Below are 16,917 nucleotides of genomic sequence, written 5' to 3'. Positions count from 1 at the left end.
CCTGTGGACAATATCCTCAACATTACCAACCTCAGCAAAACATACCAAAGCGCCGGGCGCACGCTCACCGTGCTTGATAATATTAATTTTTCGGTAGCTACCGGTTCAACCGCTGCCATTGTTGGCCCTTCGGGCAGCGGTAAAACTACCTTGCTCGGTCTCTGCGCGGGCCTCGACCGCTCAACTTCAGGCTCGGTAGAGCTTAATGGTATCAACATGAGTAACCTTACCGAAGATCAGCGCGCGCAGGTGCGCAACCAGCATATCGGTTTTATCTTTCAAAATTTCCAGCTGCTGCCCACCTTAACTGCTTTGGAAAATGTGATGGTACCGCTCGAACTCCGCGGAGAAAAAAACATTAAAGCAAGGGCGTTGGACCTGTTAGATAAAGTAGGCCTATCCGAACGCGGCCACCACTACCCGTTGCAACTATCAGGCGGCGAGCAACAGCGTGTATCACTGGCCAGGGCATTCTCCAACGCGCCGAAGATCCTTTTTGCCGATGAACCTACCGGCAACCTCGACGCAGAAACAAGCGACAAGGTGATCAAACTCATTTTCGACCTAAACAAAGAAGCAGGCACCACCCTGGTAGTAGTCACGCACGATCTTGAACTGGCCGCCAAAACCCAACGCATTATCCGCATAAAGGGCGGCAAACTAATATCGGACGATAAAACCGTTAACGCCTAAGCTAATGGATAACAATTTCATCGCCCCGAAACGAAAAACAAACATACCCTGGCTATTCAGAATGGCCTGGCGCGATAGCCGCAGAAACCGATCGAGGCTATTCCTCTTTATATCGGCCATTGTATTTGGTATTGCCGCGCTGGTAGCCATCTACTCGTTTAAATACAATGTACAAAATGATGTGAATGATCAGGCCGCCACATTGATTGGTGCCGATCTTTCTATTTCAGGAAACAAACCGGTTGATGCTTCTTTGAAGCACATGCTCGATTCGTTGGGCAATGACAGATCAACCGAGCGCAGCTTTGCATCTATGCTGTATTTCCCGCGTACTAAAGGTACCCGGTTGGTGCAGATCCGTGCTTTGCAGGGCGGTTTCCCCTACTACGGTACTTTAGAAACCACACCCGAAACTGCCGGAACAGAATTTAAGCAAGGCCGCATGGCTTTGGTTGATAAAACCCTGATGCTGCAATTCAATGCCCGCGTTGGCGATTCGGTGAAAGTGGGCAACATCACTTTTAAAATAGCAGGTATTTTAAACAAAGCCCCCGGCCAAAGTGGTGTAATGGCAGGCATAGCGCCGGTGGTTTACATCCCGATGCAATACTTGGAGCAAACAGGTTTGGTTAAAATAGGCAGCCGGGTAACTTATAGCTTTTACTACAAAATAGATAAAAGCACCAACATGGATAAGCTCACCAAAAAGCTCGACCCCATGTTGGATAAAGCAGGAATGCGCTTTGAAACCATCGAAAGTAAAAAAGAAAACACCGGTCGTGCCTTTGGCGATCTGAGTCGTTTTTTATCATTGGTAGGCTTCGTTGCTTTGCTTTTAGGTTGCGTTGGTGTAGCCAGTGCTATTCATATCTACGTAAAGGAAAAAATAGCATCCATTGCCATCATGCGCTGCCTGGGTGTAAAAGCGTCCGAGGCGTTTTTGATTTACCTTATCCAAATCATCGGCATTGGGCTTATCGGGGCTATTACCGGATCTGTTTTAGGGACAGCGATCCAACACCTGTTACCGATGATCTTTGCTGATTGGCTACCGTTTAGCATATCGGTACAAATATCGTGGATGGCCATTGGGCAAGGTGTTTTATTGGGTGTTATTATTTCCATCCTGTTCGCGCTGTTACCATTGATCTCGGTCCGGAATGTTTCGCCGCTCAATACCTTAAGGATGTCGGTTGATGAAAGCGCCCGCAAACACGATCCGTTGCGTTGGCTGGTTTATCTGCTGATATTGGGTTTCGTATTGATATTTACTTACCTGCAACTGGATAGTTGGGTTGGCAGTTTGTTTTTCACTTTAGGTATCCTGGTCGCCTTCATGATCCTGACCGCCACGGCCTGGCTATTGATGCGCATTACCAAAGCCATTATCAAAGGCTCGTGGAGTTATTTATGGCGACAAGGGTTCGCTAACCTGTATCGACCTAATAATCAAACCATCATTCTTATTGTATCAATTGGTTTGAGCACCATGTTTATCTGCACCTTGTATTTTGTGCAAACCTTGCTTATCCAACAGGTAAACCAATCAACCAGTGGCAATCAATCAAACATGATATTGTTTGATATCCAAAGCAGCCAGGAAAAAGGCGTAGTACAGCTCACCAAACAACAAGGTTTGCCGGTATTACAACAGGTGCCGATAGTGACCATGCGCATTGAAGAGATCAACGGCAAAACCCCCGCCGATTTAAATAAAGACTCCACCATAAAAATACAGCACGGTGTATTTGCCTGGGAGTACCGGGTAACGTTTAGAGATTCGCTTACCTCATCCGAAAAACTCATTGACGGGAAATGGATAGGCAAGGCCGATCCGGCTAAAGAGATCCCGGTTTCGGTAGAAGAAAACCTGTCACAACGCGGCAACCTAAAAATTGGCGATAAACTGGTGTTCAACGTACAGGGCGTACAAATGCCGGCTTATGTAGCCAGCATCCGCAAGGTAAACTGGGGCAAGGTGCAAACTAATTTCCAGGTGGTTTTCCCTACCGGCGTTTTGGAAGATGCGCCGCAGTTTCATGTGTTGATGACGCATGTACCATCCAATAAAGTATCTGCAGTCTTCCAGCAAATGGTGGTAAAAGCATACCCAAATGTTTCTATCATTGATTTAGGTTTGATATTGAGTGTGGTTGACGAACTGCTAAGCAAAATAAGCTATGTGATCCGTTTCATGAGTGCATTTAGTATTATTACAGGCATAGTGGTTTTGATAGCCTCGGTACGTATCAGCAAATACCAGCGCATCCAGGAAAGTGTTTTGCTACGTACGCTTGGCGCGAGCCGCAAACAGATCTTTACCATAACCGCGTTGGAGTATTGGTTTTTAGGAAGCCTATCTGCATTAACCGGTATTTTGATCGCTTTTGCCGGCACGTGGTTCCTTGCAAAATATAGTTTCGGCATTCCATATGCAGTTAGTATGTTACCGGCACTTGTGTTATTTTTGATAGTGAGCCTGCTTACCGTTGTAATTGGCTTACTAAACAGCCGTGGGGTATTAAACAAACCACCACTCGAAATTTTAAGAACAAACGCCTAAGCGCGTTGTATTTATTGAGTATGAACAAAACTACATTAACCGGTATCCTGTTTACAGCTATAACGCTTGCAGGCTGCGGTAATAATGCAAAACCTGCAAACGAAAATGCTTTGGCACCAGCTACTGAAACCGCTAAAACAGATTCGGCCTCAAAAAAAATAGTTTTATTTTTTGGCGATAGTTTGACCGCCGGTTATGGTTTAGATGATCCGGCCAGCGATGCCTTCCCATCTGTAGTAAGCCATAAAATTGATTCATTAAAACTGCCATACAAAGTTGTGAACGCCGGTTTAAGCGGCGAAACAACCGCAGGCGGTAATGGCCGCGTTAACTGGTTGTTAAAACAAAAGATAGATGTGTTTATACTGGAACTTGGCGCTAATGATGGCTTGCGCGGTATCCCGGTAAACGAAACTGCTAAAAACCTGCAAGCCATTGTGGATAAAGTAAAAACCAAATATCCCGATGCCAAACTGGTATTATTAGGCATGCAGGTGCCACCAAACATGGGGGCCGATTATAGTAACAAATTTAAAACCGTATTCCCAGACCTGGCCAAAAAGAACAATATGGCTTTAGTTCCTTTTCTGCTACAAGGTGTTGGCGGCGTGCCATCACTTAACCAGGGCGATGGCATCCATCCTACCGCGCAGGGCGCTAAAATTGTGGCTAATAATGTTTGGGCGGTTTTAAAAGATGTATTAAAACAATAGCAGTTCGGGCTTTTAATTAATAGGCGTTTGTTTCTGTAGATAAGCTTCCAGGCCGTTAGCGTAATAGCTGATCCTGTTGCCGAAAAGGTTTTGGTAATTGGGTTTTGCCCCCTCTCCTTTTGATACCACATCAACTTTTAATTCGCCTTTTCGTTGCCTGCCGTTAACCCCGCGCATAATTATAGATTTGATAGCGAGGTCTTCGCCAGGCATCGAATACCCCACAAAAACAAGCTTATCGGCATTCCGAATAGCTTCCATCGCGCCTTTCCAAACCTGTAATAAATTTGAATCTCTTATATCGCGGACCAACGATGGTGTTACCATTACACTTTTTAAAACCAACAAATCGTTACAGATGCAAGTGTTATCTGCTTTTCCTTTTTTTTCGAAAGTTTGATGTAAAATACTACCATAAGGATTAATATAATATTGCCCGCAATATTCACACTTAACCCAATTAAGCGAGCCATAATACCTTAAAAGAGAGTTATCGGATTGATAAATTAATTCGCTTTCATCTGTTTCGGTATTTCTATAGTTTATACCATAATTAACTCGATGCTCTATGGCTGAGTCTCGAAATTGTTCGTCGATAATGAGATCGTAATTGGTAGTAATGATACATACATTGCTTTCTCTTTTCTCATTCCGGATCGGATCAAAAAACATTTGAAGAAGAGCGTTTTCCTTATCAGTATAGTTTGTCATCTCATAATTTAGCAATAGTTCTTCCAGCGCTCTTTTTAAGAGGCTTTGAAAAACCCTAAGATTTTCTTCGCCCAGTTTAGGATGCGGCGGAACATTATAAAGGCAACAGTGATCAACAAATGATAAAACTTCGGTAATATTGGGTATATGCGCTGCAAAATCTTTAATATTATCTTTGGTTAAACTTGCCAGACCAGGATAAATCAGGTACAAGTATTCCAACAGTTCATTCTCGCTCTCCCTGTTTCTATGTCCACCAAGATTTTCAAGTTTACCCCCCAGCAATGTGTGCAAAATTTCGGGCATGATCTCGGTAGTTAGCGGGTATCCGTAAGCTTTACTGAAACCCGCTCCTAAAAAATACACTATGTTTTTCATTGTTAAACAGTAAGGTCTTTTTTGATAAATATCTCTTTACCGGTTTCGTCAGTAATAAGCAGGGTAAAGGTGGTTAAAGCGGCATCGGCAGCAGGAACAGTATATTTAACATGAAGCAGCTTATCCGTAATAACTATATCGCCCGTTGGTATAGCCTTGTTATTTATGCTGATGTTTAACTTTTTCTTATCAAGATTTTCGCCCGTTACGATAAGATCATTAGGGTTTGTAACGCTGATCTTTTCGGGGGTAACGGCGGTTATCGAAACTTTCACATCCGGTTTAATTTTATCAGGCCTGTCGTCCTTAGTATTAAACATAGTTTTAAAAACTTCTTTAAGTTTTTCTGTAGCGGCATCGGTAAACAGCCCCACAAAAGCGGCGATAGACATTACACCATAAATATTTAAATTATTGCCGGGATCTGAAGAGCTAAGAAATCCAGCTCTGAAAACGAAGTACATGATCATGGCCAGGGCAGATGCTGTAAATGGCTTAACAAAATACCACAGTACCCAACTTTTTTTAAACTGCCCCGACCCAACAAAGGTGGTAAAGGAGGTAGCTATATGTATCATATTACCCAAAAAGCCGGCCGCTGCAACAAGGATCAATATGATAGTATTAAAATCGATGGTGTCATTAATATCAATGGTTGCTTTTGCGGAAGGGCAATTCCGCTTTTTTACCGAATCTGCTTTTTGGAGAAGCTGCTTTGCGAGAAGCTTTTGTGCTGCTAACTTTTTCTTGTTCGAATCTAACTTCGCAGTATCCTTTTTCGCGACCAGAGTACCTGCATTTTTTACAACAAGGCTATCGTACGATGATGATTTACAGGAAGATTTTAGCTGGCAGCTATCTAACAATGTAATGTTAAATGCTTTGTAGTGATATTTTGCAAGTTTACCAGATGGCGGTAGCTTATCTGGCCAAAACGCGACTACGATAGTTGCTGCGGATAGTATAAATAAAATAAGAAGAGCACCCGCAAATATTTTTCCATTGCTCGTAATTTCATTAACACCAGGATTAGTTACTTCAGCGCCTGGGTTGTCGGATTGAGAGGTTGTGTTGTCCATGGGGGCTATTGTTAGGTTTAAATGAATTATGGTTAACTTTCAATAAATACAAAAATCTATTTATCAACAAGTTAACCAACATAAACCTACGGCAAACCCATCAGAGAATCAACCCGTAAAATCCCCCATTTTTAGGCACGTATTTTTACGCACTTTTAAAAATGGAGAAAAGGAAACCATTTTTGGCGAAATAAAATATAGATTTTATAACCTCTCAAGAAATAACAAATCAATCGTTTAAAGCCTGGTACACCATCGCCCTGAATTTATCCTGCATTTGGTTGTGTGGAAAAGGCCAGTTCTGTACAAAAAGCAGGCAAACCAAATGCTCCTTCGGATCAACCCAATAAAGCGTTCCAAAAAAGCCGCCCCATGCAAATGAGCCTTCACTAATACCCAGCTTGGCCGAACTGTTTTGGGTTGTAAGTCCAAATCCCAACCCAAACTTATCTTTGTCAGGATTGATATACAGATCGCCGATTTGGTTGGTGGTCATCAGATCAACTGTATGGCGGGCCAGCAGGCGCTGGCCATTATATACTCCACCGTTTAATAGCATCTGCAAAAATGTGGCGTAATCTTTTATGGTTGAGCTTAACCCAGCCCCACCTGCGTAATACGTACCGTTAGCTTTAGGATAGTCAACATTAAAGGCCGGGAATGTAGCTGTAGTCCATTTGGTGATCTTGTTATTGTTATCAAAGGTATAAGCAGCAACCAATCGGTTTTGCTTTGCGGCCGGGATATAAAAGTAGGTATCGTTCATGCCGAGCGGTGTAAAAATCCGCTCTTTCAAAAATTGGTCGAGGCTTTTGCCCGATACTTTCTCCACCAGGTAACCTAAAACATCGATATTCATTCCGTAGGTCCAGCGTTCGCCGGGTTGATGAAGCAGCGGCAGTTTGCCTAATTTGTTCATGGCATCCGCCAGCAAGATCTTATCAGCCACAAAACCAGCCGGGATCCCGGCCTTGGCATAGATTGCCTTCATTTTAGGCGAACCAATTTGCGCGTACTCGATGCCCGAAGTATGGGTAAGCAGATCACGAATGGTGATTTCCCGCTTTGCCGGGATGGTGGTGTACGATGAATCGCGCTCGTTAAACTGGTCAACCACTTTTGGGTGCGCAAAGGTTGGCAGGTATTTAGAGATCGGATCATCCAGCAAAAATTTTCCTTCCTCAAAAAGCATCATCACAGCCACGCTGGTAATGGCTTTGGTTTGGGAGGCGATGCGGAAGATGGCATCATTGGTCATCAGTTTTTTCTGATCCTCATCGGCCAGGCCGAATGATTTATTATAAACTATTTTACCATCGCGCGCTATAAAACCTACCGCCCCCTTTACATACCCCGAATCGATATTTTGCTCGATCATATCATCGATACGTTTCAGGCGCTCTGGCGAAAATTTTGCAGCCACCGGATCGGCCGGCTTTAAAACATTCCCTTGCGCAAATGATCGGGCAGTTAAAGCTACGAGCAGTAAAAAGGTAAAAATTCTTTTCATGATGGTTTATAATTGCATCCAAAATAGGCAATTATAAATTGAGGTGAAAGAGTAGATGCTGCTAAATGATCCATGCTAAGAACTGTGCTGAACTGTTTTTAGCAGATCGTGGGGATATCCCAGCGTTATAGCGCTAACGCTATCTAATCGGGCAACCTGATCTTCCGACAACCGGATCTCAGCAGCCTTTAAACCATCTGTTAAATGATCAATAGTACGCGCGCCAATTATCGGGAAGCCACCCTTCGTTAATGTCCAGGCTAAAGCTACCTGGCCGGGAGTGGATCCTATCTCTATCGCGATAACTTCCAACTCATCAATAATGGCTTTAGTTGTCGCGTCTTCCTGATGATTTGCCGATCCGGCAAGTGTTAACCTACCCTTTGCCCCCTGCCGATATTTACCTGTAAGCAATCCACCGGCTAAAGGCGAATAAAACATGGTACCTAAACCAAAATGTTCGGCCATACCTATCAACTCGCGTTCGGCTGTTCGTTGTGATAAATTGTATTCCATTTGCAGGGCGGTTACAGGTATAGCGCTTGCGATAATGGATGCCTTCCAGGCCGGAAAATTGGCCAGACCTGTATAGAGTACTTTACCTGCGGCGACCAGATCTTCAAGGCCACGTGCAATTTCCTCCACCGGGGTTATGCCATCATCATAATGGGGCATATAAATATCTATATAATCTGTTTTCAAGCGCTTCAAACTTGCATCTACTGCCTGTCGCATTGCCTTACGGTGATTTCCGGAGTTAACCGGCGAGGGGGTAGCTTCACTGCTTCGGGTATATTTGGTACAGATAATAAAGTTATCGCGTTGATGATTGATAAAGCTTCCAACTATTTCTTCAGCTTCCCCAAGTTGGTACTGATCTGCTATATCAATAAAATTACCGCCGGCATCGGTATAGGCTGCTAAAATTTTAGGCACATCTTCCATAACTGCACCGTAACCACGGCGCTGGCCAAAGCTGGCCGCTCCTAATATCAACTCACTGGCAGGCAAACCAGCCTGCGTTCCGAATAATTTATTTTTCATAATTCGAAGGTCGCTGCAGCATCTCCGAAAATCAAGTACGGCTAAATTCAGCCGTATCAGATCAGACAATGAAATGACCTACCTTTGCACTATGTACGAAAGAAAGTTGCCTATCGAACTTGAATGTGGCCTTCATTTGTTTATGGAGGTGATAAGCGGAAAATGGAAAATCAACCTGATATGGTGTATTCACGGGGGGATTAAAAGACCTGGAGAATTGCACAGGCGGATCCCTAAAGCATCGCGACGACTGCTTGACACCCAACTGAAGCAGCTGGTTGAACAAGGCATTATCGCCAAAACAATTTTCGAGCAAAAACCATCAAAGGTAGAATACGAGCTTACCGATTTGGGGAAAACATTAATACCGGTTATTGAAGTTACAGCGCGATGGGGCGAAACACACCGTCAGGTACTGGAACCCTTGTTTCAATAACCGGTATCTACCAGGCAATAAACCAGGTATTAAAAATTATTAATCTCCTTATTTAGACGAATCCCTAACAATCAACTCTGTAGCCAAAGTAATATGCTGTTTTTTCTGCTCTTCGGTAGTGGCATTCAAACGCTCCATCAACAGGTTAATTACATTATCGGCAATCTCGCTGATGGGTTGTGATATGGCTGTTACGGCCGGTGTGTACAATTCAAAAAGTTCATAATCATCAAAAGCTATCAGGGCGATATCTTCCGGTACGCGTTTACCTGCTTTGCGGGTAGCTTTTAATCCACATTTACCTAAATGATTATTACCGAACAAAATGGCATCAACCTCAGGGTATTTTTCAAAAAACTCCAGCATTAGGCTAACAATGCTATCGGCGCTGGCATAAAAATCAATTTCGGTAACATTGGTTTTCAGCTTGCTTTGGTGCATTGCTTTTTCGTAACCCTCCAACCTTTCTATCATTTGGGTTTGGATAGAACTGTAGGTAATAAAAGCTATGTTTTTATGGCCGTTATCAATTAGATATTGGGTGGCATTATAGGTGCTGAACAGGTTATCAACCACCACATAATCGGTAGGGACATTGGGCAGGTACCTGTCAAAAAGCACAACCGGGAAACCGTCTTTGATCAGGTCATTGATGTCTTCTTCTATCCCATCGGGTGGGGTAATGATGTATCCGTCAACATGCCTGTCGCGGAACATCGCTATCAGTTCCTGGGTTTTTTGAGTATCGTTATCTGTACTACTATAAATGATCTTGTAGCCGTTTTTATAGGCCAGGTCTTCTATCTGCCGGGCAATGGTGGCGAAAAAATGATTGGAGATATCCTGCACCAACAAGCCAATAATATGTGATTTACCGGTACGCAGACTTTTGGCCAGGGAATTAGGTTTATACCCTACCTCTTTTACATACTGCTGCACGCGTTTCACCAGCTCTTCGCTAATGCGTTTTTCCTGGGCACGCCCGTTTAATATAAATGATACTGTTGTTTTTGATATGTTTAAACTATTGGCAATGTCAACTATAGATAGCTTTTTCTTCACGAGGCTTTTGGTATTTAAACTCAAATATATAATATAAATAGCAATGCTAAATAGGTTTAGTAATAACTCAGCCTATAAAACACCTGCAATATCCTTCATCATGCTTTAGGGGCACATTGATATAAAATACTTAATAATACTTAGCCAAAACAAAATGCGTAAAACTACGCATGCGATATGTTGATTTTACTCTATTGAAAAACAACGGGTTAAATTACTTTAGCGGTTATTCATCGCCTTACCTAACCAATAAACCGCCTATCCTATGCAATTCAAATTACTCCGGAAAGCTTTATTTAAAAATACGCTTATCATATCGCTGCTTACAGCCTCGTTAAGTGGTTGTTATACTACAAGGGTTGCTACGCAAGCACAACCAGGTTCGGAGGTGAACAGTAAAACGGTAAATTCTTTTTTTTGGGGATTGGTACAAAGCCCTAAACGGATAACCACGCCCATTTGCGACTCGTTAAACAGTAATGGCATGGCCGAAGTAACGGTTAAAAACAATTTTGGCTACTCGCTGATCACGGTTGTAACACTGGGCATCTGGAGCCCTACACGTATTGAATGGAAATGCGGCAAACCTTGTCAAAAAGTCGGCTCACTTTAATAATCAAGACAAATGAAAGTAATTAAAACAGCTGCCCAAACTTGGGAAAACAGGCACGAAACATTTGTAGAGAATATTAAAGACCTATACGAGTTAGGCAATGAGGCCGCACTCGACGCTTTAAACAGCTATAACGACGCGACCAAAGGTTTACAAAAATTAATTGCCGATGCCACAAGCACCAATACGCCACTGCGAATGCTTGGAGCAGGCTGGTCGTGGACTAAAATAGCGACAGTAAACAACGGTATTATGCTTGATGCCAAACCGCTCAACACGGTTTTCAATATAACAGCAAACAGCGTTTCACCTAACTATGCTGGAAAGCCAGAGCATTTGATCTTTGCCCAGGGCGGCACCGGCATTTGGGAATTGGGTAAGTTTTTGAAGCAAAAAGGACTTTCGTTAAAAACATCTGGCGCGAGTAACGGCCAAACCATAACTGGTGCTATAGGTACAGGCGCGCATGGTTCGGCGTTTGATTTTGGTGCCGTGCAGGATTTTGTTGTAGGGCTGCACATTGTGGTAGGATCCAACAGGCATGTTTGGGTTGAGCGGGCCTCGTACCCCGTTGCCTCGGCCACGTTTATACAAAACATTAATGCGGAACTGATACAGGACGATGATATTTTCAACTCGGCGCTGATTAGCTTCGGAAGCTTCGGCATTATACACGGCGTAATGGCCGAGGTTGAAGACTTGTTTTTGCTGGAAGGCTATATGCGCCGCATCCCCTACGATGATGCGCTAAAAACGTTGATGACCACCCTTGATTTTACAGGATCGAATTTACCCGGTGGCAGCGAACGGCCATACCATTTCGCGGTGTTGCTTAATCCTTATGACATGGATAAAGGCGCTTATGTAACTACCATGTACAAAAGACCTTATGTTACCGGCTATCAACCACCGGTAGATAACCCCGAAGGCATTGGCCCCGGCGACGACGCACCAAGCTTTATCGGTTTGTTAACAGATGCCATCCCCGCTTTGGTACCTACACTGGTTAATAAGTTGCTAACCTCAAGCCTCACCTTATACGAGAAGCAGTTGGGTACCGTAAGCGAGATTTTCAGTAACACTACCCTGCGCGGTAAATTGCTGAGTGCAGCGGTAGGCATACCATTGGAGGAAGTAACGCGTGTTGCCGAATTGATGATCGAGATCAATAAAACCATTGGGCCTTTTACCGGCCTGTTCTCTTTCAGGTATGTAAAACAAACCAAAGCAACCATGGGCTTTACCCGTTATCCATATACCTGCGTTATGGAACTGGACGCCGCCTTCTCTGATAAAACCTATGCCTTTTATACCAAGGTTTGGAAAAAACTGGAAGACGAGGGCATTCCGTTTACTTTCCATTGGGGCAAGGTAAATGAGCTATCGCCGCAAAGGATCTCGGCAATGTATGGTGCTGATGCTGATAAATGGGTAGCAGCACGTAACAAACTGCTGGATGCCGATACTATTAAAATATTCAACAATCCACTTTTAGCACAATGGGGACTGGATACCATATTGCCATAATTTGCTTATGATGGCCAATGTAAATCAGCGATATATCAGGCTTTTGAATTTGCTTGCATTTTGTTGCCTCGCTATAGCCTGCATGCATCCGGCGATGGTTTTTGCGCAGTCCTCCTCGCAAATCATTCAGGAATTGGGCAATATCAACAGCAAACTTACTGCTATGCCTTATACCAACGGGAAAAGTATGCTGATATCCAATAAGGCGATGAACATCTTTTTATCCAATAAAGTAAGTTCATATTTATCTGCTGATGAAGATCTATCTCTGTATAAGAACTATGTAACACTAAGCACTGCCGAAGGGAAACTTACCATCGATCACAACTTTCACCAACCGGTAGATTCGGACGATTATGTGCGATCATTTACCATCGTGGGCGCGCAGGTAAACGTAGCCAACACTTATGCTGCCAGGTTTTCGAATAAATATTTTGATAACCAGCTTGGCGTGAGGATCAAGCAGACCTGGATGGGTAAACCGATTACCTTTCACAATAAAAGTGGCAACCAAAAGCAATTGATGGATGCAAGCAGGGCTTTGATACTCCATAGCCTCGAAACAGAGATCAACAAAAAAGCCGCCGACTTTGAGCAATCGATTAGCTCGATCAAGCAAACCGACATTCCAGGGCAAAATATAACAACAGCTAATGAGGCTTTAAAACGCTCTTTTTATAGTGACCTGCGGGCAGAATATCTACAGAAATTCGCCGAAGCACAATCCGACCTGTTAATCAAATCCGGAAGTTATAATTCGGTGTGCGATAGCTGGACGAGTGTAAGTGCTTACCTCCCTGTTATCAGGCAACAATATAAAGTAAGTACCGGCACGCAAACTAATAACCATTATAGTTATCCTTTTGAAGTTTCAGTCACGCACACCCGCTTTTTGGAAAGCTTTAAAGCAGGCAGGATCTTTTTCACCCTAAATGCAAAGGCAAAACTTAATAATACCATACAAAACGGTTTGCTGTACTCCGCAAATATGATCGGCGAGGTAGACGGAGGAAACAACACCGTTATCAATAACGGCAACGTTTGGGTTGGCGATTTCAGAAATTTTATCACACCTGTTGCCGCTTGCAAACTGGTTTATATCCCACCAAACTCGCATGTTGGTGCGAGTTTTCGCGTTGAACAAAACATTGGCCGGTACCATGCGCTGAATGCCATGATTGGGATCCCGATTGTATTGATAGATAAAAATGGCGTGCCGGCCATTACGTTTGAATGCCAGCTATTGTACGCCGATTGGAACAATTCGATAAAATCGAATCGGCTGCCGGGCAATAAAACAGCCGTTGGCGTAACTGTTGGCATCCCATTCAGTAAAATAGTTTATTGATATTCATCTCCATAAAAAAAGACCGCCCATAACAGGCGATCTTTCAGTTATATATAGGGAGTTAGAATATTAAAATCTGCGACCGCCGCGGCCGCCCATGTTTTGTGCAAAACGGTCGCCACCATTACCGTGGTCTCGGTCACGGCCACCACCGCCGTTGTTTGATGGTTGGCCACCATTGCCGCCATGGTTATCATGGCCACCACCGTTACCAGGTTGCTGACCATTACCCCAACCACCGTGGTTACCACCGTTACCGGGTTGGCTATTGCCTGGCTGTTGACCGTTGCCCCAGCCACCATGGTTACCTTGGTTACCATTACCTGGTTGCTGACCATTGCCCCAACCACCGTGGTTGCCCTGGTTACCATTGCCTGGTTGTTGGCCGTTACCCCAGCCGCCGTGATTATCATTGTTGCCATTACCTGGTTGAGGCCTGTTGCCCCAGCCGCCACGGTTATCATGGTTACCCCAGTTGCCATTAGGCCTGTTATCGTAAGGGTTTGGCCTGCGGCCCCAATCGCCTCCGTTCCTGTTACCACCCCAGCCTCGGTTATCATAACCGCGATAAGCGTAGCCACCTTGTGGTCTTCTATCAAAACGATGGCCCCAGTTGTTACGGTCGCCGCCCCAGCCGCCCCAACGTGAGCGGTAAATATCATGGTGTAAGTAAGGACGTGGTGCGCGCACTTCGTATCTTACTGCTGTACGCCAATTATAATCGCGGTATGCACCGGGCAGGTATGCACAGCTAACCCAGCTGCTTCCGTTGTTGTAGTAATAGCACCCGGCACCTACGCTGTAGTAAGCTTCAACTTCGGGCAAGTAGTAATAATCATCGTCGTAACTAACGGGAGCATCTACTTCGTCGTCATCGTAAACCGGCTCATCAACAACCGGTGGAGGCGGAGGAGGAGTTGGAACATAAACCCTATGAGTAGGGATATTGATACCGAAATGGATAGATACCTGTGCGTTGGCTTGAGTAACAAATAAGCTTCCGGCGGCTATTGCTGATAATATGACTAACTTTTTCATAATTGTAACATTTATGTAGTTAGGACGATAGTTATCGGCGATGGTTTAATCAATATTCACTATATATGTTTAAACACAATTAAATCAATATTTAATTTTAGCACAAAGCACAGTTAATGAAATTATATTTCGAAAAACATCATTCGCAATCTATTGCAACCAAATTTTATTAAAACACTTTTTTTCAACGAGACCCACCTTGTCACCGTATTACTACAAACAGATTTTTGTAATACCTGTATATTTACTTAATTTGATAACAATTAATCAGTTACCATGAAAAACCGCAACTTATTACGCTCCGTGCTGCCTTTGGCAGTTGCCGGAAGCATGATGTTATTTAATGCCTGCAAAAGCAACAGCGATTCGAAAAAGACCGACAGCACCAGCACCCCTCCTGCCTCGACAGCGGAAAATGCCGGACTAACAACCCCTCAAGGCTTCACAGCAAGCATTATTGCCGAAAACCTTGGCGGCACCAGGCACATTGCCGTTACACCACAAGGCGACCTGTACGTTAAACTTACCAACGTAAAAAACAATAAAGGCATCCTGATGCTGCACGAAGAAGGCGGCAAAGCAACTGTAAAAAGCAGCTTCGGCGCGTTTAGCGGTACTGGTATTGCTGTTAAAGATGGTTACCTGTATGCTTCATCTGATGAGGAAGTTTTCCGTTATAAACTGAATGATAAAAGCGAGGTGATCAACTCTGAGCAACCCGAAAAAATTGTAACCGGTTTAATTAGCCGTCACGAGCATGAGGCCAAAGCCATTACACTTGATAACGCAGGTAACCTGTATGTTAACATAGGCGCCTATTCAAACGCCTGCCAGGTTGAAGATCGTAAAAAAGGTTCGCCCGGCCAAAAAGGCTGCCCTATTTTGGATTCGGCAGGTGGCATCTGGCAGTTTAAAGCTGCAAAATTAAACCAGCACTATGGCGATGGCGTGCGTTATGCAACCGGCTTGCGCAACGTGGTTGGCATTACCTGGAACCAGCAAAACAACCAGCTATTTGTAATGCAGCACGGTCGCGACCAGCTATTTGAGTTTTTTCCGCAATATTTTACCGCCAAACAATCGTCAATTTTACCTGCCGAATGTATGTATGCTTTGAAAAAAGGTGACAACGCAGGTTGGCCTTATATGTATTATGATCAGGAGCAACATAAAAAAATGTTAATGCCTGAATATGGCGGCGATGGCAAAAAAGAAGGCGGACAAGATGCTATCGACCCGGTAGCTGCTTACCCTGGTCACCTTGCCCCTAACGGCCTGTTATTTTACACCGGCGACCAATTCCCGGCCAAATACAAAAACGGTGCGTTCATCGCTTTCCACGGTTCATGGAACCGCGCGCCTGAGCCACAGGCCGGTTATTTTGTGGTATTTCAACCGTTTAAAGATGGCAAACCAGATGGCCAGTGGGAAGTTTTTGCCGAAGGTTTCTCCGGCTCGAAGGCTAACACCGCATCAGGCGCGGCAGAACACCGCCCGTGTGGCTTAGCACAAGGTACTGATGGTTCGCTTTATGTAACCGACGACGTAAAAGGCAACATTTATAAAATCGCCTATAAAAAGTAACTCCTAATATTAAAGAAGAAAGGCCTCCGGTTTCCGGAGGCCTTTTTCATAAAACAGTGTAAATCTTACTTGTTATTCGGTAACAATATAAGTGTACGCCTGCGTTTGTTTCATTTTTAACCGAACGCGTTTCAGGCTTTCTTCAATGTCCTTCCTGTCGTCCTTTTCGGTTACTTCCATAAAAGCGTCCTGGTAAGCGGTTAAAGCTTTATTCCAGCTTCTTTGCTTTTCGTAATACAAGCCCATTAGCTCATAAATACGGGATTTTTCAACTCCGGGAATAGTTAAAGCCTGTGCCGATATTGCCGCTACCTGTTTTTCCATATTAAGGAAAATAACCAGGTCGAGGTAATGCGTATAGTTATCCGGAAATGCCGGTTCCAGTTCCATACAGGTTTTAAAATGATAACCCGCGGTTTGATAATCCTGGATCTTGTAATAGTGGATCATCCCCAGTTGATAATGCGCCCGGGCATAAAAAGGCTCATCAGCAATGATCTGGTTTAATATATTAAGTCCTTTAGGTGCTTCGCCGAATGAAAGCTCATCAACTGCCTGCAGGTACTTTTCTTCAATTGAATAATAATTATCCATATAAATTAAAAATTCGTTTAAGCT

Annotated in this window: 15 protein-coding genes; 8 read left to right on the top strand and 7 right to left on the bottom strand. The window is 43.9% G+C overall.

The window, feature by feature from the left end:
- Positions 1–3 precede the first annotated feature (3 nt).
- From AAFN85_RS06310 to AAFN85_RS06300, 3 genes are read left to right on the top strand one after another with little or no spacing between them, the layout of a single operon-like run.
- Positions 4–693: an ABC transporter ATP-binding protein gene (locus AAFN85_RS06310; protein WP_347526191.1), complete on the top strand. Its 690-nt coding sequence runs from the start codon at positions 4–6 to the stop codon at positions 691–693.
- Between the two features lie 4 nt (positions 694–697).
- Positions 698–3,256 carry an FtsX-like permease family protein gene (locus tag AAFN85_RS06305; RefSeq protein WP_347526190.1) on the top strand — a complete coding sequence of 853 codons (2,559 nt, stop codon included), beginning with the start codon at positions 698–700 and terminating at the stop codon, positions 3,254–3,256.
- A 20-nt stretch (positions 3,257–3,276) separates the two neighbouring features.
- Positions 3,277–3,969, top strand: coding sequence for an arylesterase (locus AAFN85_RS06300; RefSeq protein WP_347526189.1), 693 nt, complete (start codon positions 3,277–3,279; stop codon positions 3,967–3,969).
- A 12-nt stretch (positions 3,970–3,981) separates the two neighbouring features.
- Here AAFN85_RS06300 and AAFN85_RS06295 read toward each other — a convergent pair whose 3' ends face one another.
- From AAFN85_RS06295 to AAFN85_RS06280, 4 genes are all read right to left on the bottom strand, one after another.
- Positions 3,982–5,058 carry a hypothetical protein gene (locus AAFN85_RS06295; RefSeq protein ID WP_347526188.1) on the bottom strand — a complete coding sequence of 359 codons (1,077 nt, stop codon included), beginning with the start codon at positions 5,056–5,058 and terminating at the stop codon, positions 3,982–3,984.
- A 2-nt stretch (positions 5,059–5,060) separates the two neighbouring features.
- Complete coding sequence (locus AAFN85_RS06290; RefSeq protein WP_347526187.1) at positions 5,061–6,137, bottom strand: hypothetical protein; 1,077 nt, start codon at positions 6,135–6,137, stop codon at positions 5,061–5,063.
- A 229-nt stretch (positions 6,138–6,366) separates the two neighbouring features.
- Complete coding sequence (locus AAFN85_RS06285; RefSeq protein ID WP_347526186.1) at positions 6,367–7,647, bottom strand: serine hydrolase domain-containing protein; 1,281 nt, start codon at positions 7,645–7,647, stop codon at positions 6,367–6,369.
- A 75-nt stretch (positions 7,648–7,722) separates the two neighbouring features.
- Positions 7,723–8,691, bottom strand: a complete 969-nt coding sequence (locus AAFN85_RS06280) for an aldo/keto reductase (protein ID WP_347526185.1) — start codon at positions 8,689–8,691, stop codon at positions 7,723–7,725.
- Between the two features lie 91 nt (positions 8,692–8,782).
- Here AAFN85_RS06280 and AAFN85_RS06275 point away from each other — a divergent pair, with 91 nt between their 5' ends.
- The gene (locus AAFN85_RS06275; RefSeq protein ID WP_347526184.1) at positions 8,783–9,127 is read left to right on the top strand and encodes a helix-turn-helix domain-containing protein; all 345 of its coding nucleotides are present in this window, start codon (positions 8,783–8,785) and stop codon (positions 9,125–9,127) included.
- A 48-nt stretch (positions 9,128–9,175) separates the two neighbouring features.
- Here AAFN85_RS06275 and AAFN85_RS06270 read toward each other — a convergent pair whose 3' ends face one another.
- Positions 9,176–10,213, bottom strand: a complete 1,038-nt coding sequence (locus AAFN85_RS06270; protein ID WP_347526183.1) for a substrate-binding domain-containing protein — start codon at positions 10,211–10,213, stop codon at positions 9,176–9,178.
- 241 nt (positions 10,214–10,454) lie between these two features.
- Here AAFN85_RS06270 and AAFN85_RS06265 point away from each other — a divergent pair, with 241 nt between their 5' ends.
- The 3 genes from AAFN85_RS06265 to AAFN85_RS06255 are packed head-to-tail and all read left to right on the top strand — an operon-like array spanning position 10,455 to position 13,677.
- Entirely contained in the window at positions 10,455–10,802 is a 348-nt protein-coding gene (locus AAFN85_RS06265; RefSeq protein ID WP_347526182.1) for a hypothetical protein, read from the top strand.
- A 12-nt stretch (positions 10,803–10,814) separates the two neighbouring features.
- The gene (locus AAFN85_RS06260) at positions 10,815–12,329 is read left to right on the top strand and encodes an FAD-binding protein (protein WP_347526180.1); all 1,515 of its coding nucleotides are present in this window, start codon (positions 10,815–10,817) and stop codon (positions 12,327–12,329) included.
- Positions 12,330–12,336: 7 nt separating this feature from the next.
- Positions 12,337–13,677, top strand: a complete 1,341-nt coding sequence (locus AAFN85_RS06255; protein ID WP_347526179.1) for a hypothetical protein — start codon at positions 12,337–12,339, stop codon at positions 13,675–13,677.
- 69 nt (positions 13,678–13,746) lie between these two features.
- On the opposite strand, the gene AAFN85_RS06250 is transcribed toward AAFN85_RS06255, so the two are convergent.
- The gene (locus AAFN85_RS06250) at positions 13,747–14,715 is read right to left on the bottom strand and encodes a hypothetical protein (RefSeq protein WP_347526177.1); all 969 of its coding nucleotides are present in this window, start codon (positions 14,713–14,715) and stop codon (positions 13,747–13,749) included.
- Positions 14,716–14,991: 276 nt separating this feature from the next.
- On the opposite strand from AAFN85_RS06250, the gene AAFN85_RS06245 reads away from it, so the two are divergent.
- A complete protein-coding gene (locus tag AAFN85_RS06245) occupies positions 14,992–16,299 on the top strand; it encodes a PQQ-dependent sugar dehydrogenase (protein WP_347526176.1) in 1,308 nt (435 codons plus the stop codon).
- A gap of 72 nt (positions 16,300–16,371) precedes the next feature.
- On the opposite strand, the gene AAFN85_RS06240 is transcribed toward AAFN85_RS06245, so the two are convergent.
- Positions 16,372–16,893: a hypothetical protein gene (locus tag AAFN85_RS06240; RefSeq protein ID WP_347526174.1), complete on the bottom strand. Its 522-nt coding sequence runs from the start codon at positions 16,891–16,893 to the stop codon at positions 16,372–16,374.
- Between the last annotated feature and the right edge of the window lie 24 nt (positions 16,894–16,917).

The sequence above is a fragment of the Mucilaginibacter sp. CAU 1740 genome (assembly GCF_039839285.1).
Classification (GTDB): domain Bacteria; phylum Bacteroidota; class Bacteroidia; order Sphingobacteriales; family Sphingobacteriaceae; genus Mucilaginibacter.
This window is presented reverse-complemented; position numbering and strand designations above follow the sequence as displayed.

Coding starts and splice junctions, on each gene's coding strand:
- AAFN85_RS06305 (WP_347526190.1), top strand. CDS start 698: ATGGATAACAATTTCATCGCCCCGAAACGAAAAACAAACATACCCTGG.
- AAFN85_RS06300 (WP_347526189.1), top strand. CDS start 3,277: ATGAACAAAACTACATTAACCGGTATCCTGTTTACAGCTATAACGCTT.
- AAFN85_RS06295 (WP_347526188.1), bottom strand. CDS start 5,058: ATGAAAAACATAGTGTATTTTTTAGGAGCGGGTTTCAGTAAAGCTTAC.
- AAFN85_RS06290 (WP_347526187.1), bottom strand. CDS start 6,137: ATGGACAACACAACCTCTCAATCCGACAACCCAGGCGCTGAAGTAACT.
- AAFN85_RS06285 (WP_347526186.1), bottom strand. CDS start 7,647: ATGAAAAGAATTTTTACCTTTTTACTGCTCGTAGCTTTAACTGCCCGA.
- AAFN85_RS06280 (WP_347526185.1), bottom strand. CDS start 8,691: ATGAAAAATAAATTATTCGGAACGCAGGCTGGTTTGCCTGCCAGTGAG.
- AAFN85_RS06275 (WP_347526184.1), top strand. CDS start 8,783: ATGTACGAAAGAAAGTTGCCTATCGAACTTGAATGTGGCCTTCATTTG.
- AAFN85_RS06265 (WP_347526182.1), top strand. CDS start 10,455: ATGCAATTCAAATTACTCCGGAAAGCTTTATTTAAAAATACGCTTATC.
- AAFN85_RS06260 (WP_347526180.1), top strand. CDS start 10,815: ATGAAAGTAATTAAAACAGCTGCCCAAACTTGGGAAAACAGGCACGAA.
- AAFN85_RS06255 (WP_347526179.1), top strand. CDS start 12,337: ATGATGGCCAATGTAAATCAGCGATATATCAGGCTTTTGAATTTGCTT.
- AAFN85_RS06250 (WP_347526177.1), bottom strand. CDS start 14,715: ATGAAAAAGTTAGTCATATTATCAGCAATAGCCGCCGGAAGCTTATTT.
- AAFN85_RS06245 (WP_347526176.1), top strand. CDS start 14,992: ATGAAAAACCGCAACTTATTACGCTCCGTGCTGCCTTTGGCAGTTGCC.
- AAFN85_RS06240 (WP_347526174.1), bottom strand. CDS start 16,893: ATGGATAATTATTATTCAATTGAAGAAAAGTACCTGCAGGCAGTTGAT.